Source organism: Homoserinimonas sp. A520, assembly GCF_054489245.1.
The window spans coordinates 206,078-231,941 of record NZ_JBTMWX010000001.1 but is presented as its reverse complement, the minus strand read 5'-3'; the positions used below and the strand labels follow the sequence as shown (position 1 = coordinate 231,941).

General features: G+C 66.1%; 26 protein-coding genes. 17 read left to right on the top strand and 9 right to left on the bottom strand.

Annotation, left to right across the window (positions count from 1 at the left end):
• Positions 1-22: 22 nt before the first annotated feature.
• From glmS to ACX3PH_RS01115, 9 genes are all read left to right on the top strand, one after another.
• The gene (gene glmS, locus ACX3PH_RS01155) at positions 23-1,879 is read left to right on the top strand and encodes a glutamine--fructose-6-phosphate transaminase (isomerizing) (RefSeq protein ID WP_459088514.1); all 1,857 of its coding nucleotides are present in this window, start codon (positions 23-25) and stop codon (positions 1,877-1,879) included.
• 100 nt (positions 1,880-1,979) lie between these two features.
• Positions 1,980-2,351, top strand: a complete 372-nt coding sequence (locus tag ACX3PH_RS01150; protein WP_459088512.1) for a holo-ACP synthase — start codon at positions 1,980-1,982, stop codon at positions 2,349-2,351.
• The gene (gene alr, locus ACX3PH_RS01145) at positions 2,348-3,460 is read left to right on the top strand and encodes an alanine racemase (protein ID WP_459088510.1); all 1,113 of its coding nucleotides are present in this window, start codon (positions 2,348-2,350) and stop codon (positions 3,458-3,460) included. Before ACX3PH_RS01150 ends, alr begins: the two co-directional genes overlap by 4 nt.
• Positions 3,457-3,957 carry a tRNA (adenosine(37)-N6)-threonylcarbamoyltransferase complex ATPase subunit type 1 TsaE gene (gene tsaE, locus ACX3PH_RS01140; protein ID WP_459088508.1) on the top strand — a complete coding sequence of 167 codons (501 nt, stop codon included), beginning with the start codon at positions 3,457-3,459 and terminating at the stop codon, positions 3,955-3,957. Before alr ends, tsaE begins: the two co-directional genes overlap by 4 nt.
• Positions 3,957-4,589 (top strand): tRNA (adenosine(37)-N6)-threonylcarbamoyltransferase complex dimerization subunit type 1 TsaB, encoded by a 633-nt coding sequence (gene tsaB, locus ACX3PH_RS01135; RefSeq protein WP_459088506.1) that lies wholly within the window; start codon positions 3,957-3,959, stop codon positions 4,587-4,589. The genes tsaE and tsaB overlap by 1 nt, the downstream gene beginning before the upstream one ends.
• The gene (gene rimI, locus ACX3PH_RS01130; protein WP_459088504.1) at positions 4,589-5,083 is read left to right on the top strand and encodes a ribosomal protein S18-alanine N-acetyltransferase; all 495 of its coding nucleotides are present in this window, start codon (positions 4,589-4,591) and stop codon (positions 5,081-5,083) included. Before tsaB ends, rimI begins: the two co-directional genes overlap by 1 nt.
• A complete protein-coding gene (gene tsaD, locus ACX3PH_RS01125) occupies positions 5,080-6,132 on the top strand; it encodes a tRNA (adenosine(37)-N6)-threonylcarbamoyltransferase complex transferase subunit TsaD (protein WP_459088502.1) in 1,053 nt (350 codons plus the stop codon). The genes rimI and tsaD overlap by 4 nt, the downstream gene beginning before the upstream one ends.
• 121 nt (positions 6,133-6,253) lie before the next feature.
• Positions 6,254-6,646 carry a DUF4190 domain-containing protein gene (locus ACX3PH_RS01120; protein WP_459088500.1) on the top strand — a complete coding sequence of 131 codons (393 nt, stop codon included), beginning with the start codon at positions 6,254-6,256 and terminating at the stop codon, positions 6,644-6,646.
• A gap of 91 nt (positions 6,647-6,737) precedes the next feature.
• The gene (locus ACX3PH_RS01115; protein ID WP_459088498.1) at positions 6,738-7,172 is read left to right on the top strand and encodes a DUF4190 domain-containing protein; all 435 of its coding nucleotides are present in this window, start codon (positions 6,738-6,740) and stop codon (positions 7,170-7,172) included.
• Positions 7,173-7,274: 102 nt separating this feature from the next.
• Here ACX3PH_RS01115 and ACX3PH_RS01110 read toward each other — a convergent pair whose 3' ends face one another.
• Positions 7,275-8,450, bottom strand: coding sequence for a THUMP-like domain-containing protein (locus ACX3PH_RS01110; protein WP_459088496.1), 1,176 nt, complete (start codon positions 8,448-8,450; stop codon positions 7,275-7,277).
• Positions 8,451-8,622: 172 nt separating this feature from the next.
• On the opposite strand from ACX3PH_RS01110, the gene groES reads away from it, so the two are divergent.
• From groES to ACX3PH_RS01090, 4 genes are all read left to right on the top strand, one after another.
• On the top strand, positions 8,623-8,937 hold the full coding sequence (gene groES / locus ACX3PH_RS01105; protein ID WP_459088494.1) for a co-chaperone GroES: 315 nt from the start codon (positions 8,623-8,625) through the stop codon (positions 8,935-8,937).
• 197 nt (positions 8,938-9,134) lie between these two features.
• Complete coding sequence (gene rarD, locus ACX3PH_RS01100) at positions 9,135-10,079, top strand: EamA family transporter RarD (protein ID WP_459088492.1); 945 nt, start codon at positions 9,135-9,137, stop codon at positions 10,077-10,079.
• 54 nt (positions 10,080-10,133) lie between these two features.
• A complete protein-coding gene (locus ACX3PH_RS01095) occupies positions 10,134-11,396 on the top strand; it encodes an ABC transporter substrate-binding protein (RefSeq protein ID WP_459088490.1) in 1,263 nt (420 codons plus the stop codon).
• 122 nt (positions 11,397-11,518) lie between these two features.
• Positions 11,519-12,811: an ABC transporter substrate-binding protein gene (locus ACX3PH_RS01090; RefSeq protein WP_459088488.1), complete on the top strand. Its 1,293-nt coding sequence runs from the start codon at positions 11,519-11,521 to the stop codon at positions 12,809-12,811.
• Positions 12,812-13,199: 388 nt separating this feature from the next.
• On the opposite strand, the gene ACX3PH_RS01085 is transcribed toward ACX3PH_RS01090, so the two are convergent.
• From ACX3PH_RS01085 to ACX3PH_RS01070, 4 genes are read right to left on the bottom strand one after another with little or no spacing between them, the layout of a single operon-like run.
• Positions 13,200-13,949, bottom strand: a complete 750-nt coding sequence (locus tag ACX3PH_RS01085) for an ABC transporter ATP-binding protein (RefSeq protein WP_459088486.1) — start codon at positions 13,947-13,949, stop codon at positions 13,200-13,202.
• The gene (locus ACX3PH_RS01080; RefSeq protein ID WP_459088484.1) at positions 13,946-14,833 is read right to left on the bottom strand and encodes an ABC transporter ATP-binding protein; all 888 of its coding nucleotides are present in this window, start codon (positions 14,831-14,833) and stop codon (positions 13,946-13,948) included. The genes ACX3PH_RS01085 and ACX3PH_RS01080 overlap by 4 nt, the downstream gene beginning before the upstream one ends.
• Positions 14,823-15,806 (bottom strand): branched-chain amino acid ABC transporter permease, encoded by a 984-nt coding sequence (locus ACX3PH_RS01075; protein ID WP_459088482.1) that lies wholly within the window; start codon positions 15,804-15,806, stop codon positions 14,823-14,825. Before ACX3PH_RS01075 ends, ACX3PH_RS01080 begins: the two co-directional genes overlap by 11 nt.
• Positions 15,807-15,814: 8 nt before the next feature.
• Positions 15,815-17,071 carry a branched-chain amino acid ABC transporter permease gene (locus tag ACX3PH_RS01070; protein WP_459088480.1) on the bottom strand — a complete coding sequence of 419 codons (1,257 nt, stop codon included), beginning with the start codon at positions 17,069-17,071 and terminating at the stop codon, positions 15,815-15,817.
• Between the two features lie 313 nt (positions 17,072-17,384).
• Between ACX3PH_RS01070 and guaB the strand changes: the two genes are divergently transcribed.
• On the top strand, positions 17,385-18,887 hold the full coding sequence (gene guaB, locus ACX3PH_RS01065; protein WP_459088478.1) for an IMP dehydrogenase: 1,503 nt from the start codon (positions 17,385-17,387) through the stop codon (positions 18,885-18,887).
• Positions 18,888-19,026: 139 nt separating this feature from the next.
• On the opposite strand, the gene ACX3PH_RS01060 is transcribed toward guaB, so the two are convergent.
• Together ACX3PH_RS01060 and ACX3PH_RS01055 are read right to left on the bottom strand one after the other, a co-directional pair.
• Entirely contained in the window at positions 19,027-19,299 is a 273-nt protein-coding gene (locus ACX3PH_RS01060) for a hypothetical protein (protein WP_459088476.1), read from the bottom strand.
• Between the two features lie 12 nt (positions 19,300-19,311).
• Positions 19,312-20,814 (bottom strand): PspC domain-containing protein, encoded by a 1,503-nt coding sequence (locus ACX3PH_RS01055; protein ID WP_459088474.1) that lies wholly within the window; start codon positions 20,812-20,814, stop codon positions 19,312-19,314.
• Between the two features lie 114 nt (positions 20,815-20,928).
• On the opposite strand from ACX3PH_RS01055, the gene ACX3PH_RS01050 reads away from it, so the two are divergent.
• Both ACX3PH_RS01050 and ACX3PH_RS01045 read left to right on the top strand, forming a co-directional pair.
• Positions 20,929-22,083, top strand: a complete 1,155-nt coding sequence (locus tag ACX3PH_RS01050) for an ATP-binding protein (protein ID WP_459088472.1) — start codon at positions 20,929-20,931, stop codon at positions 22,081-22,083.
• Positions 22,084-22,120: 37 nt separating this feature from the next.
• Complete coding sequence (locus ACX3PH_RS01045) at positions 22,121-22,768, top strand: LuxR C-terminal-related transcriptional regulator (protein ID WP_459088470.1); 648 nt, start codon at positions 22,121-22,123, stop codon at positions 22,766-22,768.
• Between the two features lie 69 nt (positions 22,769-22,837).
• On the opposite strand, the gene ACX3PH_RS01040 is transcribed toward ACX3PH_RS01045, so the two are convergent.
• On the bottom strand, positions 22,838-23,608 hold the full coding sequence (locus ACX3PH_RS01040; RefSeq protein WP_459088468.1) for a LysE/ArgO family amino acid transporter: 771 nt from the start codon (positions 23,606-23,608) through the stop codon (positions 22,838-22,840).
• Positions 23,609-23,679: 71 nt separating this feature from the next.
• On the opposite strand from ACX3PH_RS01040, the gene ACX3PH_RS01035 reads away from it, so the two are divergent.
• Positions 23,680-24,561: a LysR family transcriptional regulator ArgP gene (locus ACX3PH_RS01035; RefSeq protein WP_459088466.1), complete on the top strand. Its 882-nt coding sequence runs from the start codon at positions 23,680-23,682 to the stop codon at positions 24,559-24,561.
• Here ACX3PH_RS01035 and ACX3PH_RS01030 read toward each other — a convergent pair.
• The gene (locus ACX3PH_RS01030) at positions 24,558-25,760 is read right to left on the bottom strand and encodes a pyridoxal phosphate-dependent aminotransferase (protein ID WP_459088464.1); all 1,203 of its coding nucleotides are present in this window, start codon (positions 25,758-25,760) and stop codon (positions 24,558-24,560) included. The genes ACX3PH_RS01035 and ACX3PH_RS01030 overlap by 4 nt on opposite strands.
• Positions 25,761-25,864 lie beyond the last annotated feature (104 nt).

Genomic DNA, 25,864 nt, shown 5'->3' with positions numbered 1-25,864 from the left:
GGCGTACCGTAAAATCAGGCGCATGTGTGGAATTGTGGGTTATGTAGGCAACGCCAAGAGCATCGAAGTCCTCATGGGCGGCCTTCGACGCCTCGAGTATCGCGGGTACGACTCTGCCGGCGTCGCCGTCCTGGACGAGGATGGCAGCCTCGGCGTGCGCAAGCGCGCCGGGAAACTGCAGATGCTCACCGATGAGCTGGAGTCGAATCCGGTGCCCAACGGGTCGACCGGTATCGGCCACACGCGTTGGGCGACCCACGGCGGCCCCAACGACGAGAACGCCCACCCGCACCTCGGCGACAACGGCAGGCTCGCCCTCATTCACAACGGCATCATCGAGAACTTCGCCGAGCTCAAGCAGGAACTGCTGGCCGAGCACCCGGACACCGTCTTCAACAGCGAAACCGACTCTGAGGTCGCCGCCATCCTGGTCGGACTGGCCTATCAGGAGCATGGAGACCTGGCCACTGCGCTACGCACCGTGGTGTCGCGCCTGCACGGGGCGTTCACCCTGCTCGTCATGCACTGCGACCAGCCGGGTGTCGTTGTCGGCGCCCGCCGCAACTCCCCCCTGGTCATCGGGCTGGGTGACGGCGAGAACTTCCTGGGGTCGGATGTCGCCGCTTTCGTCGAGCACACACGGCGCGCCATGGAGATCGGTCAGGACCAGCTGGTCACCATCACGCCGGACTCCGTTGTTGTCACCGACTTCGACGGCAACACCGTCGAGGCGACAGAGTTCGAGGTCTCCTGGGACGCGTCAGCTGCGGAGAAGGGCGGCTGGTCCAGCTTCATGGCGAAGGAGATCAGCGAGGAACCGGAGGCGGTGGCCAAGACGCTGCTGGGTCGTTCCGTCGACGGGGTTGTGCACCTGAGCGAACTGGATGCGCTGGGCGAGGATGTGCTGAAGGGCGTCACCCGCATCGTCATCGTCGGCGCCGGTACCGCCAACTATTCCGGAATGCTGGCCAAGTACGCGATCGAGAAGTGGACTCGGATCCCGGTGGACGTCGAGCTCTCCCACGAGTTCCGCTACCGCGACCCGGTGCTGACGCCGACCACCCTGGTGGTCTCGATCAGCCAGTCCGGCGAAACCATGGACACCCTCATGGCGGTCAAGTACGCGGCGGCCAACGGCGCACGCACGATCTCGGTCTGCAACACCCAGGGCGCGACGATTCCGCGCGAATCGGACGCCGTCATTTACACCCATGCCGGCCCTGAGGTGGCCGTCGCCTCGACGAAGGCCTTTGTGGCGCAGGTTGTTGCGCTCTACCTGCTCGGCCTGCACCTTGCCGCCGTGCGCGGCACGCTGTCCGATGCGGAGGTTGCATCGATGCTGGTCGAGTTGCAGAACGTGCCTGCGCAGATGGACACCGTTCTCGAGCAGCGCGACTCGATCAAGCAGCTGGCCGGCTGGATGGCGGACACCCGTTCGGTGCTGTTCCTGGGTCGCAACGTCGGCTTCCCGGTGGCACTGGAGGGCGCCCTCAAGCTCAAGGAGATCGCCTACATCCACGCGGAGGGCTTTGCCGCCGGCGAGTTGAAGCACGGTCCGATCGCGCTCATCGAACCCGGTATTCCGGTGTTCGTCGTCGTGCCCAGCCCGCGGGATCCTGACTCGCTGCACAAGAAGGTCGTCTCGAACATCCAGGAGATCCGCGCTCGCGGCGCCAGGGTGCTGGTCATTGCCGAGCAGGGTGACGCATCCGTTCTTCCTTACGCGGATGTCGTGATCCCGCTTCCGCTGGCCGGCCCGCTGATCGAGCCGCTGCTCGCTGTCATTCCCCTGCAGATCTTTGCGCTGGAGCTTGCCGCGGCGAAGGGGCTCGACGTCGACCAGCCGAGGAACCTCGCCAAGTCAGTCACGGTCGAGTAGCGGTGGAGCTATGAAGATTGCGAAGCAATCTCGCGACCCCAGCTCCGGCGGAGCCTGCGACGCCGGTTTGTCAGCACAGTGCTCGAAGGAGCTCCGTTAAATGATCGTCGGCATCGGCGTCGACCTGGTGGATGTCCCGCGGTTCGAGCGGGCCGCGAGCCGGACGCCGCGGTTGCTCGACCGGCTGTTCGCCGAGAGCGAACAGCGCCCGGACGGTCGGACGCTCCCGGTGCGTTCTCTCGCCGCGCGCTTCGCGGCGAAGGAGGCACTCATCAAGGCGATCGGGGATTCGGATGGGGTGCGCTGGCATGACATCCGGATTATCTCGAACGACCTTCGCAACCCGTCGTTCGAGTTGGCCAATCGCGTGGCAGAGGTCGCGGATGAGCGCGGCATCGCCACTTTTCACCTGTCGATGAGCCACGATGCCGACCTCGCCATCGCGTACGTGATCGCTGAAGGAGCGGCATGAGCAGGCCACTGCGTGAGGCGCGCATCGATCTCGGGGCCATCTCGGCGAACGTCGAGACGCTCCGGAGAATCGCTGGAACCCCGTTCGCCATGGCCGTGGTCAAGGCCGACGGCTATGGGCACGGCGCCCTGCAATCGGCACGAGCCGCCCTGGAGGGCGGGGCGGACTGCATCGGGGTCGCTGACGCCTCCGAAGCGTTCGCCCTGCGCGCCGCGGGCCTGACCGCGCCGCTGCTGGCCTGGATCCACAGCCCGGAGAGCACCTTCGATGCCGAGTTGGCGGCAGGCATCCAATTGGGCGTCAGCTATGCCGAACAGCTGGAGCAGGTCGCGGCAGCCGGCGGTCGGGCATCCGCCCCCGCGCGCGTGCACCTGAAAGTCGACACCGGACTCGGCCGCAACGGCATGGTAGCCACCGAGTGGGAGCGGGTCTTCGAGGCGGCGGCCGAGCACGAGCGGCAGGGACGCATCCGCGTCGTCGGCCTGTTCAGCCACCTCTCCGGGACCAGTCGGGCGGATGACCTGGCTCAGGTCGCGACCTTCGAACGGGCCGCTGCAATGGCGAGGGAGGCCGGTCTCGCGGTGGACCGACTGCACCTCGCCGCGACAGCGGCCACCATCCGGGTGCCGGAGGCGCGATTCGACATGGTGCGGCTTGGCGTCGGCATCTACGGGCTCTCCCCGTTCGAAGACACCACGGCGACCGAGCTGGGGCTGCGACCGGCGATGGAGTTGAGCGCGTCGATCATCTCGGTGAAGCGGGTTCCCTCGGGCAGCCCGGTGTCGTACAACTACACCTATCGCACGACGCAGGAAAGCACCCTCGCCCTCGTGCCGCTCGGGTACGGCGACGGCATTTCGCGGCACGCCTCAGGCAAGGGGCCGGTAATGATCGGGGGCAAAGTGTACCCGGTCGCCGGACGCGTCGCCATGGACCAGCTGGTGGTCGACGTCGGCGACGATCCGGTGAAGGTCGGCGACCGCGCTGTGCTGTTCGGCGACCCCGCGACCGGTGCGCCGACGGCGGCCGACTGGGCGGTTGCCGCCGGGACGATCAACTACGAGATCGTCACGCGCATCGGCGGACGGGTGGAGCGGACCTGGCAGTGACCAGCATCACCATCGCAACCCCGGAGGAGATGGCGGAGCTCGGTGCCACCATCGCCACCGAATTGCGTGCCGGTGACGTGGTCGCCCTGAACGGTGAACTGGGCGCGGGCAAGACAACGCTCACGCGCGGGCTCGGTGAGGCGCTCGGCATCCGCGGCACAGTCACCAGTCCGACGTTCGTGCTGGCGCGCACCCATCCGCGGCTGTCCGGGGGAGCACCCCTGGTGCACGTCGATGCCTATCGGCTGGGTGATGCGGCCGAGCTTGACGACCTCGATATCGACTTCGACGCGTCAATCGTGGTGGTGGAGTGGGCGGCCGGCATGCTGGATGCGATCGCGGATGCGTGGCTGCAGGTGGACATCCGCCGCCCCATTGGCGGGCAGGAGACCGAAGACGGAGTCGAGCCGCGGGAGGTTCGGTTGACCGGTCACGGCGAACGTTGGAGCGCTGTCGGCTGGGCCGGCATCAATTGGGGCGGGAATAGGCTGGCCTGATGCTCCTCGCCATTGACACGTCAGCGGGCACCAGCGTTGCGGTCGTCGACCGCGACCGCGGGGTCATCGCCGAGTTGAGCGAGCCGGACACGCGCCGTCACGCCGAGGTCATCGGTGAGCTGATCAACGGATGCCTTCGCGATTCCGGGGTGACTGTGCCCGAGCTGTCCGGCATCGCCATCGGCATGGGCCCCGGCCCGTTTACCGGGCTCCGGGTCGGCATCGCGGCAGGCAACGCGTTCGCCCTCGGGGCAGGGAAGCCGCCAGTGCGCGTGGTGAGCCACGATGCCATCGCATTCGAGAGCTACCGTGCCGGGGCATCCGGGCCGTTGCTGGTGGTGACGGATGCCCGGCGCCGAGAGGTGTACTGGTCGGCGTACGACGGTGTCGACGACGCCGGAATACCGGTGCGGGTCGGGGAACCGGGCCTCGCGCGCCCCGACGATCTCACGGAGGCGGTACCCCGGTTCGGCAGCTTCGCCCGGCTGGATGCACAGGTCGTCTCCGCGGGTGCCCTCGGCATTCTGGCGGAGACCATGTTCTCCGCCGGCCGGCCATTCGCCGGCTCAGAGCCGCTCTACCTCCGGTCGCCGGACGTGACGGTGTCCAGCGGTCCGAAGAGGGTGAGCTGATGGCCTGGATGCTGCGCCGCGCAGGCGAGGACGACCTGAACGCGATCATGGCCATTGAGACGGCAACCTTCGAGGCGGATGCCTGGTCCACCGAATCGATGCGTGCCGAGTTGCGGAGCCCGCACACCTATTACCTCGTCGCCGTGAGGGTCGACGAGCCGGACGAGGTCGACGGCTATGCCGGGCTTCTCGCCCCGGTCGGCGCCGGGGATGCCGACATCCAGACCATCGCCGTCGCGGCATCGGCCAGGCGTCAGGGTCTTGGCCGTACCCTTATGCGGCAATTGATGACCGAAGCGCACCAGCGGGGTGCGGCTCGGCTCTTCCTCGACGTGCGGGCAGACAACCCCGGCGCCCAGAAGCTTTACAAGGCGCTCGGGTTCGAACCGATCGCCGTTCGTGCCGGCTACTACCAACCGGACAACGTGGATGCCGTGGTGATGCGGCACACGCTCCTGCCGCCGGCGCCACGATTGGCAGGTGGGTCGTCATGAGCGCGCTCGTCCTCGGCATCGAGACCAGCTGCGACGAGACCGGTGTCGGCATCGTTCGCGGCACGCAGCTGCTTGCCAACGTCATCGCGTCCTCCATGGACGAGCACGCGCGGTACGGCGGCGTCGTGCCCGAGATCGCGGCGCGAGCACACCTCGAAGCCCTCACGCCAACGCTGGGCGCCGCCCTCGCTGAGGCAGGAGTCACGCTGGAGGACCTCGACGCGATCGCCGTCACCAGCGGCCCAGGCCTGTCGGGCGCCCTCATGGTGGGGATCGGCGCGGCCAAGGCGCTGGCGGTGGCCCTCGACAAGCCCCTGTACGCCGTCAACCACCTGGTCGGCCACGTCGGCGCCGATGTGCTCCAAACGGATGTGACTGCTCGCCCGCTGGAATACCCCACCATCGCGCTGCTCGTCTCCGGCGGGCACACCTCCCTCCTGCACGTGCGCGACCTGATCGCCGACGTCGAATTGCTCGGCGAGACCATCGACGATGCGGCGGGCGAAGCGTTCGACAAGGTCGCCCGGCTGCTCGGGCTCCCGTACCCTGGCGGGCCGCAGATCGACCGCCTGGCCGCGACCGGCGACCCCACGGCCATCCGCTTTCCCCGCGGTCTGAGCAGACCTAAAGACCTCGAGAAGCATCGCTACGACTTCTCGTTCTCCGGGCTGAAGACCGCGGTGGCGCGCTGGGTGGAGCAGCACCAGGACGCCGGTGATGACATTCCATTGGCGGATGTCGCGGCCAGTTTTCGGGAGGCGGTCGTCGATGTGCTGCTCACCAAGGCGATCGCCGCCTGCCTCGACCGGGGCGTTCCGCGGTTGCTGCTCGGTGGTGGTGTGGTCGCGAACGCCCGCGTACGTGAGCTTGCCGAACAACGGTGCAGGGAGCACGGCATCGAGTTGCGGATCCCTCCGCTCTCGCTCTGCACAGACAACGGTGCCATGATCGCGGCGCTCGGTGCCCAGCTGATCGAGGCCGGGCATCCGCCGTCGTCCCTCGGGTTCGGTGCCGACTCGACTTTGCCGGTCACCACAGTGCAGGCTTGAACGCGGTGCAGGCGTGAACACGGTGCAGGCGTAACAGTCCGTCTCACGTTGACACTCCAATAGGGGTAGTGCCACGATTGGCAGCGCTGAATCGTTTTCACCAACCAAAGGAGCCAGCACCATGTCCGACACCACGCCTCCCGCACAGCCGGAGCCGACCCCGCCGAACAGTGGCTACACGGCCGGGCCCGCTGGCACCCCTTACACCAGTGGGGCGGCACCGGCAAAGGCACCTGTGCTGAGCATCATTTCCCTGATCGCCGGAATCGTCGCCTTCCTCGGCGCCTGGATCGTCGTCATCCCGATTGTCGGATCGATCCTGGGCCTGTTCATTCCGGCGGCCGCCATCATCCTCGGTGTGCTCGGCAAGAAGAAGGAGCCGCAAGCATCCAAGGGCCTGTGGTTGACCGGCATCATCCTCGGAATCGTGAGCCTCGCCATCGCCGTCATCGGCCTGATCTTCTGGATCGTGGCGCTCGCGGGCGCCGGCGCGTCGGGGGCGTTCAACTACTAGAACCGGACTCTGGTTCTGCAGGGGTGCGCTGTCAGCAGCGTGCCCCTGCTGCAGTTAAGTGAGGGTGGCTTCGCTTCGATAACATGTGCACATGACAACAGAAGACCCGAGCACGCCGGCCCCATCCGCGCAGCCGACCCAGGCTCCAGTCGCCCCGGAAGCGCAACAGCCCTATGGGCAACCTGCCTACGGCCAGCCGGGCCAATCCCCGTACTACGCCCCCGCCGGTTATGGCCAGCCGGCGCCCCCTCGCGGGCTGAGCATCGCCTCGATGGTGTGCGGCATCGTAGGACTGGTGCTGTCGTTCTTCCTCATGGGTTTCCTTCCGGCGCTCGCCGGGGTCATCCTCGGGCACATCGGAATGAAGAGGGAACCGACTGCCAAGGGCTTCTCCCTGACCGGGATCATCACCGGGTATGCCGGACTTGCGCTGGCGTTGATCGTTCTCCTCTTCACGCTGGCTCTCGTGTTCATCCCGCTCTGGTTCGTCGGCACGGCGGCGAGTACCGGGGCCCTCTACTCCTGAACTACACCGCGCGCGGGTCAACCCTTCACGCGCCGGTCAAGTTTCGCCCGCCGTCGAAGGATTGACCCGCGCTCGGCGGCGCTCGCTCAGTCGTTCAGTCGCTCAGGCGCGCTGTGCGAGCAGGGCGACCCGCTTGCCGCCGGCCCTGGTGAGGATGAGCGTCGCCGAGTCCGCGCCCTTCAGCGACAGCTTCTTGCGGAACTCCGCCGGGTCGATGTCCACCCCCCGCTTCTTGATCTCGAGGGTGCCGATCGAGCGTGCTGCCAGCTCCTTCCGGATCGACTTCACATCGAGCGGCAGCTTCGCGAGCACCCGGAACCGTGCGGCGAACGGCGTGTCGATGGCCGTGTCGGCGGTCAGGTACGCGATGTCGTGGCTGAGCATCCGCCCACCCAGCGATCGGGCGAGATCACCGATCAGGCGGGCGCGGATGACGGCGCCGTCCGGCTCGTAGACGAACTCGCCGAGGGTGCCGACTTCGGCGTCCTCGCTGTCGCCTGACCCGGTCAGTTCGGCACGGCCATGGTCGCCGATCACCAGGGCGGCGCGGCGGATGCCCGGGCGGGCGACGGCGCCGAACCACACTCCCAACTCGACGACTTCGTGACCCACCGACACCCACTGCGCCTCGGCTTCTGCGGGAATCAAATCTCGGTCGATGCCGGGTCCCAGCTTGATGCCGGTGGGCATCCGCTCGCCCAGGCCGAAGGCGAAGTCCAGCGACGGCGACCAGTCGGCCGGGTCGGCCAGCCGCTTCTTCTCGTTGCGGCGGGCCGGGTCGAGGTAGACGCCATCGACATCGTCCAGGGCGACGGTGGTCGCGTCGGCGTGCACCACGGTGACCTTCGGCCAGGGTGCCAGATTGTAGGCGGCAATGGCCGCGGTCGCCTCGTCGGCCTCAACAGCGGTGACCTCGAGGTCGAGGGCGGCGAGAGCCAGGGCATCCGCGCCGATTCCGCAGCCGAGATCGGCGACACGCGTCACGCCGGCCGCCTGGAACCGGCCTGCATGGAGCGCGGCAACGCTCAGCCGGGTGGCCTGCTCGAGGCCGTTCTCGGTGAACAGCATCCGGGCGGCGAACGGCCCGAACTTGGCCGGCGCTTTCGCCCGCAGCCTCGACTGGGTGAGAACGGCCGCGACCATGGCTGGGGAGTGTCCGGCGTCGCGGAGCGCTGAGACGGTGCGCACGATATCCGCTTTCGAATCGAAAGCGGGCAGCGAGTCCAGAAGCCGAAGCCCGTCGGCGGACAGCAACTCGAGCAACTCCGACTTCTGCATCCCCCCATTGTTCCCGTTCCGGTCGGATGTGCCCCGCGCAACAGGCGCAATCCTCCGCAACGGGCACTTCCGGGTGGTGGTTGTTGGCACTCACGTTGCACGAGTGCTAGTCGGGCAGTACAGTTGTTCTGGCACTCTCATAGGGAGTGTGCTAACCGAAGTTTTCGAAGTAATGAGAAAGAGGTCAACCGTGTCGGTGTCCATCAAGCCGCTCGAAGATCGCATTGTCATCAAGCAGGTCGAGGCAGAGCAGACCACTGCTTCCGGCCTCGTCATCCCTGACACCGCGAAGGAAAAGCCCCAGGAGGGCGAAGTTATCGCTGTCGGCCCCGGCCGCATCGATGACAACGGCAACCGCGTTCCCCTCGACATCGCCGTTGGCGACAAGGTCATCTACTCCAAGTACGGCGGAACCGAGGTGAAGTACGGCGGGGAAGACCTGCTCGTGCTCTCGGCTCGCGACGTGCTTGCAGTGGTCGTTCGCTAGTTCCGCGCTCCACGCGCACAACAGGGGGCCCTCCGGTGAAAGCCGGTGGGCCCCCTGTCATTCAGTGACTCAGTGTCGTTCAGAGACTCTCTGTCGTTCCATGACTTCCTGCCATTCACCGGCTCGTGACAGACACCGGATGAGCACCGGTGGCGGCGGGCGACGGATGTGATTTCCCGGCCGGTAGGATTCAGCGAGTGGCCAGCCCTGTAACCCCCGCTCGCAGCGACGCCGAATCGCGTCAGCGGTCCGGCGTCTTCTTCGCCGTGGGAGCCTACGGGTTGTGGGGCGTGATCCCCGGGTACTTCCTGCTTCTCGCCCCAGCTGGCGGCGTCGAGATCGTTGCCTGGCGCATCCTGTTCTCCCTGGTCTTCTGTGCGATCCTCCTCACGGTGACCCGCAAGTGGCCGGCCTTCATAGCTGTTCTTCGCAGGCCTCGCCTGGTTTTCGCCACAGCCCTGGCCGGTGCTCTCATCTACGCGAATTGGCAGATCTTCGTGCTGGCCGTACTCGACGGGAAGATCGTCGAGACCGCGCTCGGCTACTTCATCAACCCCATTGTCACCGTGCTGCTCGGCGTCTTCCTGCTGCGTGAAAGGCTTCGGCCGCTGCAGTGGCTCGCGGTCGGGGTCAGCGCGATCGCCATCGTCGTGCTCGCTGTCGGATACGGTTCCATTCCATGGGTCGCCCTCGCTCTCGCGCTGTCCTTCGGCCTGTACGGACTTCTCAAGAAGAAGGCCGGAGTGTCCGTCGACGCCATCACCGGACTGACGCTGGAGACACTCTGGCTGTTGCCCGTCGCATCCGTGATCCTGGTCATTGTGGGCGCAACCAGCGGGATCGTGTTCGGAACGGTGAGCGCAGGGCACACGGCGCTGTTGCTCTCCGCCGGCGTGGTCACCGCGGTTCCCCTGCTGCTGTTCGCTGCAGCGGCCAGGCGTATTACCTTGGTGGCGCTCGGCCTCTTCCAGTACCTGGCGCCCGTGCTCCAGTTCCTTTTCGCCGTCCTGATCATGCACGAAGAGATGCCGATCGAACGCCTGATCGGGTTCGGCCTGGTCTGGGTCGCGCTTGCGATCCTCACCTGGGACCTCGTTGCCCACGGTCGGGCGGCCCGTCGCACCCTCCCGCTCCCCGCATAGACGGTAGTGTTCTGCTGTTCCCGGCGAATGCCGGGTGACGAGAGGACTCCTGGCGTGTCGCGCACCCGACGCTTTCAAGCCGGTCTGGCAATAGTGGCTGCGGCCTGCCTGCTGAGCGGATGCTCGGCGGCCCCTGCCCCCACAATGAGCCCCACCCCCACAGCCACGCCGCTGCCGGCCGGCGACGGCATCCTGACGATCGGAACGCTGTTCCCGGTGACCGGGCCACAGGCGTTCATCGCGCCGGCGCAGGTCGCCGGCGTCGACCTCGCCGTGAAGGAGATCAACGAGACCGGCGGAGTGCTCGGCAAGTCGATCGTCGTCGTGCACGCCGACTCGGGCGAAGCGAAAGAGAAGAAGCTCGAAGCATCCTTCGATGCGCTCGTCGAGAAGCAGGTCGACGTCATCATCGGCCCGTCTTCATCGGTTCTGGCGGAGCGCATCCTGCCTCAGGCGGTCACCGCGGGGATCCCCCTCATCTCGCCGGCGGCCACAGCCCCGCGGCTGAGCGCCCTGGACGAAGACGGCATGCTGTTCCGCACGATCTCCTCTGCAGCCATGCAGGGCACGGTTCTCGCCGAACTCGCCAGCGCTGGTGGAGAGGCACGCCTCGCCGTCATCTATTTCGACGACGACACTGGCCGGGCCACGGCTGCCACTGTCACGGCTGCGGTGTCCGAACTCGGCGGTCGACTGGTCGCCTCCGAGAAGTTCACGTCTCAGGTCAGGGATTTCGCCCCCATCCTGGCCACCGTGACGGCGTCCCAGCCGGACGCCGTGATCCTGGCCAGCCCGTTCGGGGCGATGGAGCAGAACAAGGCACTCATCACTGCGCTCACCGCGGCGAGCCTGGGCAAGGAGCGACTGTGGCTGATCGGCGGGAACCTCGCCGACTACTCGCAAGCGCTGCCGGCCGGGACCCTCATCGGCGCGCGCGGTGTTATCGAAGGTGCCGAACCGGACAAGGCGTTCCAGGAGAGAGTGAAGTCCGTCGGCGCACAAGTCACCGACTTCCGTTATGCGGCCGAAGCCTACGACGCCGTGATGCTGGCGGCGCTGGCCGCGGTCGTCGCCGGAAACGACAGCGGACTCGCGGTGGCCAGGAGCCTGGTCGACGCCTCGGCCGGCGGAATCAAGTGCCTCAGCTACGGCGAGTGCCGGACCGTTCTGAAGACCCGGGATGACATCGATTACGACGGTATTTCCGGGCCGGTCAACCTGACCAGGGACGGCGACCCGGACCGTGCCCACTTCGGGGTGTACCAGTACAACGCCGAGAACAAGTTCACCCGGGTAGACGGGGTTGTCGCGGGTTAGCGCCATTTGACGGGCGTTACAGGGCTGTAATGCGAATCACTTGTATCTGGCGCCATTCCCCAATAGCTTGGCATCAACGGCAGTGCCCTGCCGTGTCTCACATTCTGAACGCAAGGAGCAACATGAGCGTATTCGCGAAGGCCACGGCCTCCCGCTCACGGACGCGCAAGACAGTCATCGCTGGCATCGCCGCCATCGGTGCAGCAGCACTCGTGCTGACTGGCTGCGCCCCAACCGAACCCGACGCAGCGCCCGGTGGGGAAGATCGGGATCTCACCCTGAAGATCGGCACCCTGCTGCCACAGACCGGTGGACTGGCGTTCCTCGGCCCGCCAGAAGAAGCTGGCGTTGCACTCGCAGTCAAGGAGATCAACGAAGCAGGGCTCGGCATCACAGTCGAGGTTGAGTACGGCGACTCGGGTGACCCCGACAACAAGGCGTACGCAACCACCGTCCCGAACCTGCTCGGCCAGGACGTCACGGCGATCATCGGTGCCGCGGCATCCGGTGTCTCCAAGCTTGTGATCGACCAGATCACCGGTGCGGGCGTTCTGCAGATCTCCCCGGCAAACACCTCGCCGGACTTCACCACCTGGGATGACGACAATCTGTACTGGCGTACAGCACCGTCCGACCTCCTGCAGGGCGAAGTCCTCGGAAACCAGATCGCAACCGACGGCGCAAGCACGCTCGGCATGATCGTTCTGAACGATGCCTACGGCACCGGACTCCAGAAGGTCACGCAGGAGACGTTCGAAGCTGCCGGCGGCGAAGTTGTTGCTGCCCCGATGTTCAACACCGGTGACACCAACTTCTCGGCGCAGATCTCCGAAGTCATGGCTCAGAACCCTGACGCACTCGCCCTGATCACCTTCGACGAGGTCTACACCATCGCCCCTGCACTCAAGGACGCTGGCTTCGACATGTCCAAGGTGTACCTGGTCGACGGTAACCTCAAGCAGTTCGGTGCTGACCTTCCCCCGGGAACCCTGGTCGGACCTGACGGCGAAGGTGCCAAGGGAACCACACCTGGCCCGGTTCTGGAAGACGACTTCCAGGAGCGCCTGAGCGCCGCATGGATGGAAGAACTCGGTGGCTCTGAGCCGCTGAGCGACTTCAGCTACGCAGCCGAGTCGTACGACGCTGTCATCCTCCTCGCGCTGGCTGCACTCGCTGCCAACTCGGTGGATGGTGCGGACATCGCCAGCAAGATGCAGGAAGTCTCCGGCGGATCCGGCGACGGTGAGAAGGCAACCGACTTCGCGTCGGCCGCCCAGATCATCCTCGACGGTGACGTTGCCGACTACGACGGTTACTCCGGCCCGATCACGTTCGACGAGAACGGCGACCCGACCGAAGCCACCATCGGCATCTTCCAGTACGGCGAAGACAACATGCACACCCGCGTCAACTAAGTTCGCCTAGCTGACACAGGAGGGCCCCGGCTGATGCCGGGGCCCTTTGTTGTGCGCCGGCGTACTTCTCCCTGGTGACGTCTGGGTCTTGGTTGCGTCTGGGAATGGATCGCTTGCTCCTCAGCTCAGACATTGAGCCGGTGGGACGGACGAAAAGCGTGTCCATCCCACCGGCTCAAAACTCGGCACCCCGCAACCCATCCACACCCAGCCGCCTGCTCAGGCAGATCGGTCAGCGCAGCGACGTGGCCGGCCGGGGGAGTGCACGACCGGCACGACCGCTACGGGGATGTAACAGCCTGCGGAGGGCGGGGTGCGGCCTCGAGGTCGCACGGCACACGAAAAGGGCCCCAGCACGCGGCTGAGGCCCTCCTCGTGGATGGTGTGGTTACGCGGCGTCTTCCTCGCCGAGGGTGCCCAGGTAGAGGCTGATCACCTTCGGGTCGTTCAGCAGCTCGCGGCCGGTGCCGGTGTAGGCATCCTTGCCCTGGTCGAGCACGTAGCCGCGGTCGCAGATCTGCAGGCAGCGGCGTGCGTTCTGCTCGACCATGATGGTCGTCACGCCGGCCTTGTTGATCTCAGACACCCGGATGAACGCTTCATCCTGGCGAACCGGGGACAGGCCAGCGGACGGCTCATCGAGCAGCAGCACGTGCGGGTCCATCATCAGTGCACGGGACATGGCAACCATCTGGCGCTCACCGCCGGAGAGCGAACCAGCCCGCTGCTTCAGGCGCGAACTGAGCTCCCCGAAGATGGACGTCACGAACTCGAGACGCTCGTTGTAGATCTTCGGGTTCTGGAACAACCCCATCTGCAGGTTCTCCTCGATCGTGAGCGAGGGGAACACGTTCTCGTTCTGCGGGACGAAGCCGACCCCGCGCGCCACCAGCTTGTTGGCCGGCAGGTACGTGATGTCCTCGCCGTACAACGTGATCTCGCCGGCGCGAACCTGCACCAGGCCGAAAATGGCCTTCAGCAGGGTCGACTTGCCGGCGCCGTTCGGGCCGATGATGCCGATCAGTTCACCCTTGCGCGCCGTCAGCGAACACTGGTTCAAGATGTTCACGCCGGGCAGGTAGCCGGCGTCCAGGTTGGTCACCTGGACGACGACATCGTCGTTCATGCTGTCGCTCATAGCTTGTTTCCGTTCTCGTCGACGCGTCCGGTGACGACGCCGAGGTCGGTGTCCATGTGGCTGCCCAGGTAGGCGTCGATGACGGCCGGGTTGGTCATGACCACGTCGGGCGGACCCTCCGCGACGACCTTGCCCTCAGCCATCACGACCACCCAGTCGGCGATGTGACGAACCATCTGCATGTCGTGCTCGACGAACAGCACCGTCATGCCCGAATGCTTGAGGCCCAGGATGTGGTCGAGCAGTGACTGCGTCAACGCCGGGTTCACCCCGGCCATCGGCTCATCGAGCATCACCAGGTTCGGCTCGCTCATGAGGGCACGGGCCATCTCGAGCAACTTGCGCTGGCCACCGGAGAGGCTGGCCGCGAAGTCGTCCTTCTTGGTGTCGAGCTTGAACCGCGTGAGCAGCTCAATTGCGCGTTCCTCGATGTCGTTGTCCTGCGCGCGCCAGATGCCCGGAACCAGGGCAGTCCAGAAGTTCTCCCCACGCTGCCCCTTCGCCCCGAGCTTCATGTTCTCGAGCACGGTGAGCATCGCCAGTGACTTCGTCAACTGGAAGGTGCGCACCTGCCCCATCTGCGAGACCTTGAACGCCGGGATGCCTGAGAGGGCCTTCCCGTCGAACGACCAGGTCCCGGTGTCCGGCTTGTCGAACCCGGTGAGCAGGTTGAACAGTGTGGTCTTACCCGCACCGTTCGGCCCGATCAGCGCGGTGATGGCGTGGCGCGGAATCTCGAGGTGGTCGACATCCACCGCCTTCAGACCACCGAAGGAACGGGTGACGTGGTCGGCGATGATGATCGGGTCGACCTTGGCGACCCCAGGAGCGATCTCGCCGACGTGGAGTCCGGTCGTTTTTACTGTTGCCGTGTTAGCGGGCATTGAAGGTCAGCTCCTTCTTGTTACCGAGGATGCCTTGCGGCCGGTAGATGACGATGAGCATCAACGCGACACCAACCAGGATGAACCGCAGCACACCTGCCTGGATGCCGGTGATGCCGAAGAGGAAGCCCTGCTCCGCCATGCCGGGCAGGAACACGGACAGGAACGCCATGATCAGCCAGAACAACACAGAACCGAGCACTGGTCCGAAGATAGTGGCGGCGCCACCAAGCAACAGGATGGTCCAGAGGAAGAAGGTGAGCGACGGCAGGTAGACGGCCGGGACCACCGCGGAGGGGAGCGAGAGCACCACACCGCCGAGGGTTCCGAGAACGCCACCCAGCACCAGCACCTGCATCTTGTAGGCGAAGACGTTCTTGCCGAGGGCGCGCACGGCGTCCTCATCTTCGCGGATGCCCTTCACCACGCGGCCCCACGGGCTGCGCATGAGCAGCCAGACGAGCAGCAGGCAGACGGCGAGCAAGGCGATGCCGAACACGCGGATCCAGAGCCCGTCCTCGTTGTAGACCCACGGGCCGAAACCGTACGTGCCCTCAGGGAACGGGTTGGCGTCACGGAAGCTCGCGTGGTACCCGCCCAGGCCATCAGCCGAGTTGGTGTACTCGTCGAAGATGACCGACTGGAACAGCAGCCGCAGGACCTCGGCAGCCGCGATGGTCGCGATTGCCAGGTAGTCGGCGCGGAGCCGCAGCGTCGGAAGACCCAAGAGGAGGGCGAAAATCACGGATGCGCCGATGCCCACCAGGACTCCGCCCCACCAGGGGAAGCCGAAGCTGAGAATCGAGATGGCGTAGCCGTACGCACCCAGGGCCATGAAGCCGGCCTGCCCGAAGTTGAGCAGACCGCCGTAGCCGAAGTGAACGGCAAGGCCGACAGTCGCGATCGCATAGGCGATCGTCTCCGGAGCCAGCAGCCAGGATGCTGTGTTTGAGAGAAGAAAACCCCAGTCCATGGCGGTACCTACCCAATTCTTTCTTTACGACCGAGCAGACCCTGCGGCTTGAACAGCAGGACGACGATCAGGATGGAGAGGGCACCCACGTACTTGATGTCCGAGGGAACCCACAGGGTGGAGATCTCGACCAGGATGCCAACAATGATTGAACCGACGAGGGCGCCGAATGCGGTACCCAGACCGCCGAGCACGACCGCCGCGAAGACGAGCAGCAGGATCTGCCAGCCCATGTCCCACTTGATGCCGGGCCGGAAGTAGGCCCACAGGACACCGGAGAGTCCGGCCAGGACGGAACCGAAGATCCAGATCAGCCTGACAACTCGGTCGACGTCGATACCGGAGGCCTTCGCCAGTGACGGGTTGTCGGAGATCGCGCGCGTCGCCTTGCCGGTCTTCGTCTTCAGCAGCCAGTAGGCGACGCCCACCAGCACCACGGCCGAGATGGCCATGCTCACCATGTCGGTGATGGAGAGGGCGATCGGCCCCAGCAGCTGCACCTTGGTCGAGCCAGGGTTCGGCAACTGGTACGTGCCTCCGCCGTAGAAGAACTGGAAGATGTAGCGCATCGCCAGCGACAGGCCGATGCTGACGATCATGAGCTGCACAATGCTCAGGCCCTTTTTGCGCAGCGGTTTCCACAGAACAAGGTCCTGGGCCCAGCCGACGACTCCAGTGAGGACCAACGCTATGGGGATGGCGATCCAGATCGGCCAGGCCAGGAACACACCGAACGTCAGGGTTATCACCGCCCCGAACGTCACCATCTCAGCGTGGGCGAAGTTGGCGATGCCGGTTGTGCCGAAGATCAGCGAGAGGCCGATCGATCCGAGCGCGAGCATCAGGCCGAAGTTCAAGCCGTTGATGAGCCGCTCCACCAGCTGGTCGAAGAAGCTCGTCACCTCCCGGATACCTTCGCCGAGGAAGAAGTTGACCGCCTTGTTCTTGGTCAAGCCGAACTCGGCCTCGATGGTCGCACCCTCATTGGTGATGGTGACCCGCTCGTTGCCTTCCTCACTGACGATGACACCCTCGGGAAGGGTGGACTCGATCAGGGTGATGTCGTAGGCCTCCTTTTCAGGAACGCCCACCTTCCACTGCCCGTTGGCATCCGTCTCAACGTCCTCGTCGTAGCCTCCGCCGGAGACATTGATGGTGACGCCCTCAAGAGGCTCGCCGTTGTATTTGACGTTGCCACTGAAGATGTAGTCGTACTTGTCGACATTCACTTCATCCGCTGCTGCCGGGATTGCCGACAGAGTCATGGCCGCGACCAAGGAGGCAAAGATGACGACCAGCCATCTTGTCCTGTGCTTGTGCGCGAACGCCTTGCTAGTGATTCCCACGAAACCTCCAAGACGGGGCCAGTCGAGAAGGGTAATCTCGCGGGGCTGGCCGACCGTCGTCGTTGACGATACAGAGCCGATTATGTCCCATGTGGGGTTGCACACGAAACACAAGCGGTGTGGCAATTATGGCGGGGGAATACGCGTGAGCGCGAACCGGTTAAGATGGGATACCGGTAACCGAAGGCGTTTGGCCGGCACTCTTGCCACAGTTTCGCGATTAAGGGATTCCATGGACCAGCCCAATCCATTCGGCCTTATCGGCCTCACCTACGACGATGTCATGCTGCTGCCGGGACACACTGATGTCATCCCCAGCGAGGCGCAGACCTCCTCGCGCCTGACCAAGAGAATCAGGGTGAACACGCCCCTGATCTCCGCCGCGATGGACACGGTCACCGAAGGCAGGATGGCCATAGCCATGGCCCGAAACGGGGGCCTTGGTGTGCTCCATCGCAACCTCTCGATCGCCGACCAGGCGGCCTATGTCGACAAGGTTAAACGATCAGAATCCGGCATGATTACCAATCCGGTAACAACTACGCCGGACGCCACCGTCGCCGAGGTGGACGCCGTCTGCGGGCAGTTCCGGGTGTCCGGTCTGCCCGTCGTCGAGGGTGACGGCAAGCTCGTCGGAATCATCACCAACCGAGACATGCGGTTCGTCTCAGAGTTCGAGAAAGCGACGACGCTGGTCCGCGACGTCATGACCCGGATGCCGCTGATCACCGCCCCGACAGGAATCGACCCGGATGCTGCGGTCGCCATCTTCGCCGAGCACAAGATCGAGAAGCTGCCGCTGGTCGACGCCGAAGGCCGTCTGACCGGCCTCATCACGGTGAAGGACTTCGAGAAGACCGAGCAGTACCCGAACGCCACCAAGGACGAGGAAGGCCGCCTGCGCGTCGGTGCAGCCATGGGCTTCTTCGGCGATGCCTGGGAGCGCGCCGGCGTACTGCTGGATGCCGGTGTCGACGTGCTCGTCGTCGACACGGCCAACGGTGACAGCGCAGGGGTGCTCGAGATCATCCGCAGGCTGAAGTCCGACCCCGCGTTCGCCGGTGTCGACGTGATCGGCGGCAACGTCGCCACCCGCTCCGGTGCCCAGGCGCTCATCGAGGCCGGGGCGGACGCCATCAAGGTCGGCGTCGGTCCAGGCTCCATCTGCACCACCCGCGTCGTCGCCGGAGTGGGTGTGCCCCAGGTCACCGCGGTCTACGAAGCCTCCCTCGCCGCACGCGAAGCCAACGTGCCGGTCATCGCCGACGGTGGACTGCAGTACTCGGGAGACATCGCCAAAGCGCTCGTCGCCGGAGCGGAAACCGTCATGCTCGGCTCACTCCTCGCCGGAACGGACGAAAGCCCCGGCGACCTGGTCTTCGTGAACGGCAAGCAGTTCAAGAACTACCGCGGCATGGGGTCGCTCGGCGCCCTGCAGACCCGCGGCAAGAAGACCTCATACTCGCGCGACCGCTACTTCCAGGCGGACGTGCCCAGCGACGAACAACTCATTGCCGAAGGAATCGAGGGCCAGGTTCCGTATCGGGGCCCCGTCTCATCCGTCACCTACCAACTCATCGGCGGCCTGCGGCAGTCCATGTTCTACGTGGGAGCCCGCACCATCGAAGAGCTGCGGCACAAGGGCAAGTTCGTGCAGATCACGGCGGCCGGGCTCAAAGAGTCGCACCCGCACGATATTCAAATGGTGGTAGAGGCGCCCAACTACCGTCGGTGACTCGCTGGTTACAATCGGCAGCTGGGCTTGGTGAGGTAAAGCGGGTCGAGCCTGTCGAGACGCCTCAGGCTGCGCGGTCTTTTCGGTGTGGCGCTGCCGCATCTGCAAGCGCGCCGCACCGAAAGGACCGCGCGGCGGTTTAGGAGTTGCGGCGGGTGAGTGCGGCGATCAGGCCGCCCACCACCAGGACCGCACCCAGGGCAAGGATGCCCCAGGCGAAGATCACCCAGCCGCTCACTTCATCGAGGTCGACCTGGGCCGTGGCGAAGTACATCGCCGCGATCGCCACCATGATGACGCCCCAGATGACGGTGCCAGGGCGCACCGGCCGGGCATCCGCCATCTTGGTCTCGGACGATGTCGAGGCAACGGAATCGTGGATGGGCGTGGTTGGTTCACTGTTGTCAGTCATCGTGTTCTCCTCTTATCGGGTTGCCTGGGTGATGGTCACGTCGCCGCTGGCCACCCAGAGACCGACGTACACGTCTCGGTGGCGCTCCCCGCCACTACGCGGGACGGCCTCGTCGTGACCGTTGGCGAAGCTGAATTGCGAAGGGCGTTGGCTGTCGGTGAAATCGATCGAACCGTCGTATACCTGTGCTTCGACCGCCGAGTACTCTTCGGCTGGAAGGATCACGGTCACGTCACCGCGTCCGACGTAGAGCCGCACCGCACCGTTCTGGTATCGGCCTGCGTCAACCGGATCAGTGAAGTAGTCGGTGAGGTCGAGCGTGACGTCGCCAGTGATGATGGTGCGACGATTCTCCTGCTCGCTCGGCGAGTAGTTCGGCGCCCAGGTGATGTCCTTGCCGACCACGGGCCCGTTGACCCAGCTGAAGAAGCTGGTCAGGCTGAGCGCGATGACCAACAGGAAGGCAACACCGCTCGAGCCGCCGCTGCGCTTGCCGCGGAACCCGTTGACGATGATCGCGAGCCCGAGCACGCCCAGGCTGACCGCCATGCCGGTGATGGCTGCGGTCGCATCGCCGGTCTCGCCGACAGCGAGTGCGGTCGCTGCTCCCGCGATGATGGCGAGCCCGATCGCGACCAGCGAGTAGACCGGGTTGGAGCGGGTGCGGCGTTGCTCCTCGATCGCGGCACGGTGCCGCTCAGCACTCTGCTCCTGGCGCTGACGACGCTGCTCCGCGGCGCGCTGCTGCGCCAATTCGCGCTCGCCGGCGGCCTGCTGCTGCTTCCACCCGTCGTACTCGCGTTTCCACGCGGCCTGCTGTTCCTTCCAGGCCGCCAGGTCGGCGTCGGTCGCACCGGAATCGGGGTGAGGGGGCGCCTCGGGCGCGGGGGGCAAGGCGACGCTACTGACCGTCGTGGCCGTGGCATCCGCCCGGCTGGTGGTGCTCGCGGCATCGGAGGCGCTGGCAGCGGATGCCGCCGCGCCCGCCGTCGTGCTCGAAGCGCCCTGGGGCGTTGACCTCGAGCGGGTGACCAGCCAGATGATGAGCCAGACGATGGAGCCGATGATGGCGAGCGTCCAGAACAGGCCCCACAGGGATGGCCAGGCAACCCAAGCCTGGTTGTTGGCAGACAGCTGCCACCACGAGAATCCCTGCGCGAGCGGCAGGAACGACAGCAGGAACATCGCACCGATGCCGGCGTGCGCCTTGTCGAAGTTTCCGCGGATCGCCTCCTGCAGGTGGATGCGGTCGTACTGATCCGGAAGCAGCAGCCAGGCCGCCGCGTACAGCAGCAGGGCGGGGCCGCCGAGCACGGCGATGACGACGACGATGCCGCGGACGATGATCGGGTCGATGCCGAGTCTCGCCGCGATGCCGGCGCTGACGCCGCCGATCCAGCCGGGCTGGCGGGGGATGCGCAGTCCGCGCATCCAGTCGAAGAAGGTGTTGTCGCTGGCCGGCGGGGTCGGCTCGGGCGACGGTGAAGGTGACGGTGCAGGTTGATCTGTGGACATGCATCCATCGTGGCCGTCGCTGAGTCCGCCTCGCTATGAGGGACTACCCTGACCGGACCCTGAATTCGCGTTCGTGGTGGGTGAGGCGGGGCATCCGTCTGGTTGGATTCAAGGGTGAGCACCACCGCAATTCGCCCCCCGCTGACCCGGCCAAGCCGGTCGGTGCTGGGTGGCGTGTGCGCCGGCCTGGCCAGGCACCTGCACTGGCCGGTCGCCCGGGTTCGGTTCATCATCGTGGTCGCCTCCTTCGTGATGGGTGCCGGTGTGCTGCTGTACGCGTGGCTGTGGGCGTTGACGCCGCGGGATGAAACGGATGAACGTCAGGGGGTGCGCCGCGAGATTCCCACCAGTGCGCTGCTGCTCGGTGCCGGCGCGATAGCGGCGATCGTCGCGGTCGCCGTGGCCAACTCCGAGGGCAACGGGTTCATCGCCACCATGCTGGCCATCACGTTCACCGGTTCGGCGGTGGCGTGGAGCCTCACCCTCGACCGTGACGATGCCGCCCGCACCCCGCGCTACCTGTTCGTCGTGCGAACGCTGAGCGTGATCGTGCTGCTCGGTGCAGGCATCCTGCTCCTCTTCTCCGGCGGTGGCCGACCGAGTGCCGTCACGGCGGTGCTGGCGATCGGGATGCTCGTGCTCGGCCTGGGCGTCATTGTCGCGCCGTTCGTGGTCAGGCTCTGGCGCGACCTGATGGCCGAGCGCGCCGGCCGGGTTCGCGAGGAGCAGCGTGCCGAGATCGCCGCCCACCTGCACGACTCGGTGTTGCAGACGCTCGCCCTCATCCAGAACCGGGCGGGGGCGTCGAGCGAGGTGGCCAGGCTCGCCCGTGCACAGGAGCGGGAGCTTCGCGACTGGCTGTTCGCCGGGACCACCCCCTCCGGCACGGACCTGGTCGCGGAGCTGCGCGACATCGCGGCGGCCATCGAACTCGAGCACCCGGCCAGGCTCGATGTGGTGACAGTCGGCGAACCGGGGGTCAGCAACCCGTCGTTGATCGCCGCAGCTCGCGAGGCCATGCTCAACGCCGCCCGCCACGCCGGCGGCGACGTGTCTGTGTACATCGAAAGCTCGCCATCCACTATCGACGTGTTCGTGCGCGACCGGGGTCCAGGCGTCGACCTCGACTCCCTGCCGACCGATCGGCTCGGGGTGCGAGAATCGATCATCGGGCGGATGCTGCGGGCAGGCGGCACCGCGACGGTCAAGCCCGGCGTCGGCGGCGTTGGCACCGAGGTGCACCTGCACCTGGAGGTACCGAGTGAATAGGAATCCAGTTGAACAGGAACCCAACTCAGGAGCACCGTTGACCAGCGTGCTCATCGTCGACGACCACTCGATCTTCCGCTCCGGCCTGAGGGCGTCGCTCGACGACACGATCGAGGTCCTGGGCGAGGCAGCGGATGTCGATTCCGCCGTCGACCAGGTCGGCTCGCTGCACCCCGACGTCGTGTTGCTCGATGTGCACCTGCCCGGCGGCGCCGGTGGCGGGGGAGCCGAGGTGATCAGGCGCAGTAGTGCGCACCTGGACACCACGCGGTTCCTCGCGTTGAGCGTGTCCGACTCGGCAGAAGACGTGGTCGGCGTGATTCGTGCCGGCGCTCGCGGGTACATCACGAAGGGTTCGTCCGGCGACGAGGTCAGCCGAGCCGTGGCATCCGTCGCCGGGGGTGACGCCGTGTTCTCGCCCAGGCTGGCCGGATTCGTGCTCGACGCCTTCGGCGCGGTCACCGGCGAGCAGGCGGTGGCCGATGACGAGCTGGACCGCCTGTCGGCCAGGGAGCGCGAGGTGATGCGCCTGATCGCACGAGGGTTCTCCTATAAGGAGGTCGCGGCCGAACTGTTCATCTCGATCAAGACCGTCGAAACGCACGTCTCTGCGGTGCTGCGCAAATTGCAGCTCTCGTCGCGCCACGAGCTCACCGCCTGGGCTCTCGAGCGAAAACTGCTCTGATGTCCCGGCCGAGGTGCGAGTTCTCGCCCCACGCAGCGCGCTGATGGGGCGACAAGTCGCAACTCGCCGCTAGGAGCTGAGGGCCAGCGAGGCGGCCAGGGTCAGCATGATGGCGGCGATCACGCCGTCGAGGATGCGCCAGGCGAGCGGCGACGACAGCCAGCGCGACAGCAGGCGTGAGCCGTAGCCGAGCGCGGCGAACCAGGCGATGCTGCCGAGGCACGCACCCACCGCGAAGGCCCACCGGCCGTCGGCGCCGTGCGTGTTCGCCACCGAACCGAGAAGGATGACGGTGTCGAGGTAGACGTGCGGGTTCAACCAGGTCAGGGCGAGAGTCGTGAGTACGACCGGCAGGAGTCGGTGGGTGCTGGCCTTCGTGAGGGTTACGGTTACGGTCCTGGCAGTGCTTTCCACGACGGTGCCTGCGATGGCAGTGCCTTCCACGGCAGAGCCTGCGGCGACTGTGGCCCCCGACCGCTCTGGGACCGCTTCGTCGCCATCCGCATCATCGACCTTCAAGCCTCCCCTGGTCGGGTTCCAGGCCCTCCTGGCCGCCAGCAGGCCATAGCCGACGAGGAAGGCAACGCCGAGCCAGCGCATCACCGAGACGACCCACGGCGCGTGCTCGATCACGGTTCCGAGGCCCACAACCCCGGCGAGGATCAGGGTCACGTCGGACAGGATGCACACCAGCAGCACTGCCAGCAGGTGCTCGCGCCTCGCCCCCTGCCGCAGCACGTAGGCGTTCTGGGCACCGATCGCGACGATGAGGGAGAGCCCGAGACCGAACCCGGAGAGGACGAGCGCCGGGTGGCTGGCGAGCAGGCTCAGGATGTTCATCCCACTACCGTAGGTCTGCCAGCGTCCTCAGACCAGCTCAATATTCTTAGGAAGCGTTAGCATCGCTAATCATGGATATTCCGCTGGATCTCGCCAAGACCATCGCCATCACCGTCGATGAGGGCACCCTCGAGGCCGCGGCGCGCGCGTTGCACGTCACGCCATCAGCGGTCAGCCAGCGCATCAAGTCGCTGGAGGAGCGGCTCGGGCGCGTGCTACTGGTGCGCTCCAAACCGGTGCGCCCGACCGAGTCCGGAGCGGCCGTGGTGCGTCTCGCTCGGCAGATGATGCTGCTCGAGCATGACGCGCTGGCCGCGGTCGGCGCGGGTGAGGGGGCGGAGAGGCCTACAACCATCGGCATCGCGGTCAACGCCGACTCCCTGGCCACCTGGTTCCTGCCGGCGCTCGCGGAAGTCGCGCGAGAGCATCCGGTCACCTTCGACCTGCATCGGGAGGACGAGGAATACACCACAACCCTGCTCGAGTCCGGTCAGGTGATGGGTGCGGTCACGTCAAGAGCCACTGCGGTGTCCGGATGCCTGGTGCGCCCGCTGCGCACCACGCGCTATCGGGCGGTGGCGGATGCCGGCTACGTGACGCGATGGTTCCCGGATGGCGTCACCGCCGCGGCGCTCGGGCTGGCGCCCCTCGTCAACTTCGACCGTCGCGATGAGATGCAGTCCGCGTTCCTGCGAACGCAGCGGGTGACGGTGGCGCCGCCTGCCCACTTCGTTCCGGCCTCCAGCGAGTTCTCCGCCGCAGTTCGGCTGGGGCTCGGCTGGGGGATGCTGCCGGACTTCCAGGTCGGCGACGCCCTGGACACCGGTGAGCTGGTCGAGCTGGTGCCAGGCTCGGCGACACAGGTTCCGCTCTACTGGCAGCAGTGGAACCTGAGGTCGGAACTGCTCGACGTGGTGGCAGACGCGGTCGCCGCGGCTGCGAGCAACCCCTAGCCGAACAGCTTCTGCAGGCGGCGCACACCCTCGAGCAGCGCGTCATCGCCGAGGGCATACGACATGCGGATGTACCCGCTCGGCCCGAACGCTTCGCCCGGCACCACCGCCACCTCAGCCTGATCCAGGATGAGGTCGGCCAGTTCCAGCGAGGTGGTCGGCGTGACGCCGCCCCACTCACGACCGAGCAGGCCGGAAACATCCGCGTACACGTAGAAGGCGCCCTCCGGGGTCGGCGTGACCATGCCCTCGATCTTGTTCAACTCGGCCACGATCAGCTTGCGCCTGCGGTCGAAGGCGTCACGCATCGCGACCACTTCGTCCTGGGGGCCGGTGAGTGCCGCAATGGCCGCCCGCTGGGAGATGTTGGACACGTTCGACGAGAGGTGCGATTGCAGGTTGCCCGCGGCCTTGATGGCATCCGCGGGGCCGACCATCCAGCCCAGCCGCCATCCGGTCATGGCGTAGCTCTTGGCAACACCGTTCACCAGGATGGTCTGCTCGGCGAGTTCCGGCACCGCCTCGACGATGGAGGTCGCGTGGGCCGAGCCGTCGTAAACCAGGTTCTGGTAGATCTCATCGCTGATCACCCAGATGCCGTGCTCGAGCGCCCACTGACCGATGGCGCGGGTCTGCTCTGCGGTGTAGACCGCACCGGTCGGGTTGGACGGCGACACGAACAGCAGCACCTTGGTGCGCTCGGTGCGCGCAGCCTCGAGCTGCTCGACGGTGACCAGGTAACCCTGGTCCGCACCGGCGAACACCTCGACCGGAACACCGCCGGCCAGCTTGATGACCTCCGGGTAGGTGGTCCAGTACGGCGTCGGGATGATGACCTCATCGCCCGCTCCGACCAGCGTGGCGAACGACTGGTAGACGGCCTGTTTGCCGCCGTTGGTGACGATGACCTGGGAAGGTGACACGGCCCATCCGCTGTCCCGAGCGGTTTTCGCGGCCACCGCTTCGCGCAGTTCCGGGAGGCCGGCGGCCTGGGTGTAGCGATAGTTCCTGGGGTCCAGAACCGCAGCGGATGCCGCTTCGACGATGAAGGACGGCGTCACGAAGTCCGGCTCACCGGCTGCGTAGCTGATGATGGGGCGCCCCTCGGCCTGGAGCGCCTTCGCCTTGGAGTCGACTTTGAGGGTCGCCGATTCGGCGATAGCTGCAATGCGGGGGGAGATTCGAGTTTTTTCGGTCACCCCCTTAGCGTAATAGCTGGGACCTTGCCCCGACTGGCTCAGCTTTACAGCCTGTGGCGAGTAACCTAGACTGGTGCGCGGTAGTTGAAATCTGCCATGCTTTT

What these genes read in the sequence shown, in the direction of transcription:
- glmS (WP_459088514.1), top strand. Translation starts at nt 23, where the DNA reads ATGTGTGGAATTGTGGGTTATGTAGGCAACGCCAAGAGCATCGAAGTC.
- ACX3PH_RS01150 (WP_459088512.1), top strand. Translation starts at nt 1,980, where the DNA reads ATGATCGTCGGCATCGGCGTCGACCTGGTGGATGTCCCGCGGTTCGAG.
- alr (WP_459088510.1), top strand. Translation starts at nt 2,348, where the DNA reads ATGAGCAGGCCACTGCGTGAGGCGCGCATCGATCTCGGGGCCATCTCG.
- tsaB (WP_459088506.1), top strand. Translation starts at nt 3,957, where the DNA reads ATGCTCCTCGCCATTGACACGTCAGCGGGCACCAGCGTTGCGGTCGTC.
- rimI (WP_459088504.1), top strand. Translation starts at nt 4,589, where the DNA reads ATGGCCTGGATGCTGCGCCGCGCAGGCGAGGACGACCTGAACGCGATC.
- tsaD (WP_459088502.1), top strand. Translation starts at nt 5,080, where the DNA reads ATGAGCGCGCTCGTCCTCGGCATCGAGACCAGCTGCGACGAGACCGGT.
- ACX3PH_RS01120 (WP_459088500.1), top strand. Translation starts at nt 6,254, where the DNA reads ATGTCCGACACCACGCCTCCCGCACAGCCGGAGCCGACCCCGCCGAAC.
- ACX3PH_RS01115 (WP_459088498.1), top strand. Translation starts at nt 6,738, where the DNA reads ATGACAACAGAAGACCCGAGCACGCCGGCCCCATCCGCGCAGCCGACC.
- ACX3PH_RS01110 (WP_459088496.1), bottom strand. Translation starts at nt 8,450, where the DNA reads ATGCAGAAGTCGGAGTTGCTCGAGTTGCTGTCCGCCGACGGGCTTCGG.
- groES (WP_459088494.1), top strand. Translation starts at nt 8,623, where the DNA reads ATGAGAAAGAGGTCAACCGTGTCGGTGTCCATCAAGCCGCTCGAAGAT.
- ACX3PH_RS01090 (WP_459088488.1), top strand. Translation starts at nt 11,519, where the DNA reads ATGAGCGTATTCGCGAAGGCCACGGCCTCCCGCTCACGGACGCGCAAG.
- ACX3PH_RS01085 (WP_459088486.1), bottom strand. Translation starts at nt 13,949, where the DNA reads ATGAGCGACAGCATGAACGACGATGTCGTCGTCCAGGTGACCAACCTG.
- ACX3PH_RS01080 (WP_459088484.1), bottom strand. Translation starts at nt 14,833, where the DNA reads ATGCCCGCTAACACGGCAACAGTAAAAACGACCGGACTCCACGTCGGC.
- ACX3PH_RS01075 (WP_459088482.1), bottom strand. Translation starts at nt 15,806, where the DNA reads ATGGACTGGGGTTTTCTTCTCTCAAACACAGCATCCTGGCTGCTGGCT.
- ACX3PH_RS01070 (WP_459088480.1), bottom strand. Translation starts at nt 17,071, where the DNA reads ATGACTCTGTCGGCAATCCCGGCAGCAGCGGATGAAGTGAATGTCGAC.
- guaB (WP_459088478.1), top strand. Translation starts at nt 17,385, where the DNA reads ATGGACCAGCCCAATCCATTCGGCCTTATCGGCCTCACCTACGACGAT.
- ACX3PH_RS01060 (WP_459088476.1), bottom strand. Translation starts at nt 19,299, where the DNA reads ATGACTGACAACAGTGAACCAACCACGCCCATCCACGATTCCGTTGCC.
- ACX3PH_RS01055 (WP_459088474.1), bottom strand. Translation starts at nt 20,814, where the DNA reads ATGTCCACAGATCAACCTGCACCGTCACCTTCACCGTCGCCCGAGCCG.
- ACX3PH_RS01040 (WP_459088468.1), bottom strand. Translation starts at nt 23,608, where the DNA reads ATGAACATCCTGAGCCTGCTCGCCAGCCACCCGGCGCTCGTCCTCTCC.
- ACX3PH_RS01035 (WP_459088466.1), top strand. Translation starts at nt 23,680, where the DNA reads ATGGATATTCCGCTGGATCTCGCCAAGACCATCGCCATCACCGTCGAT.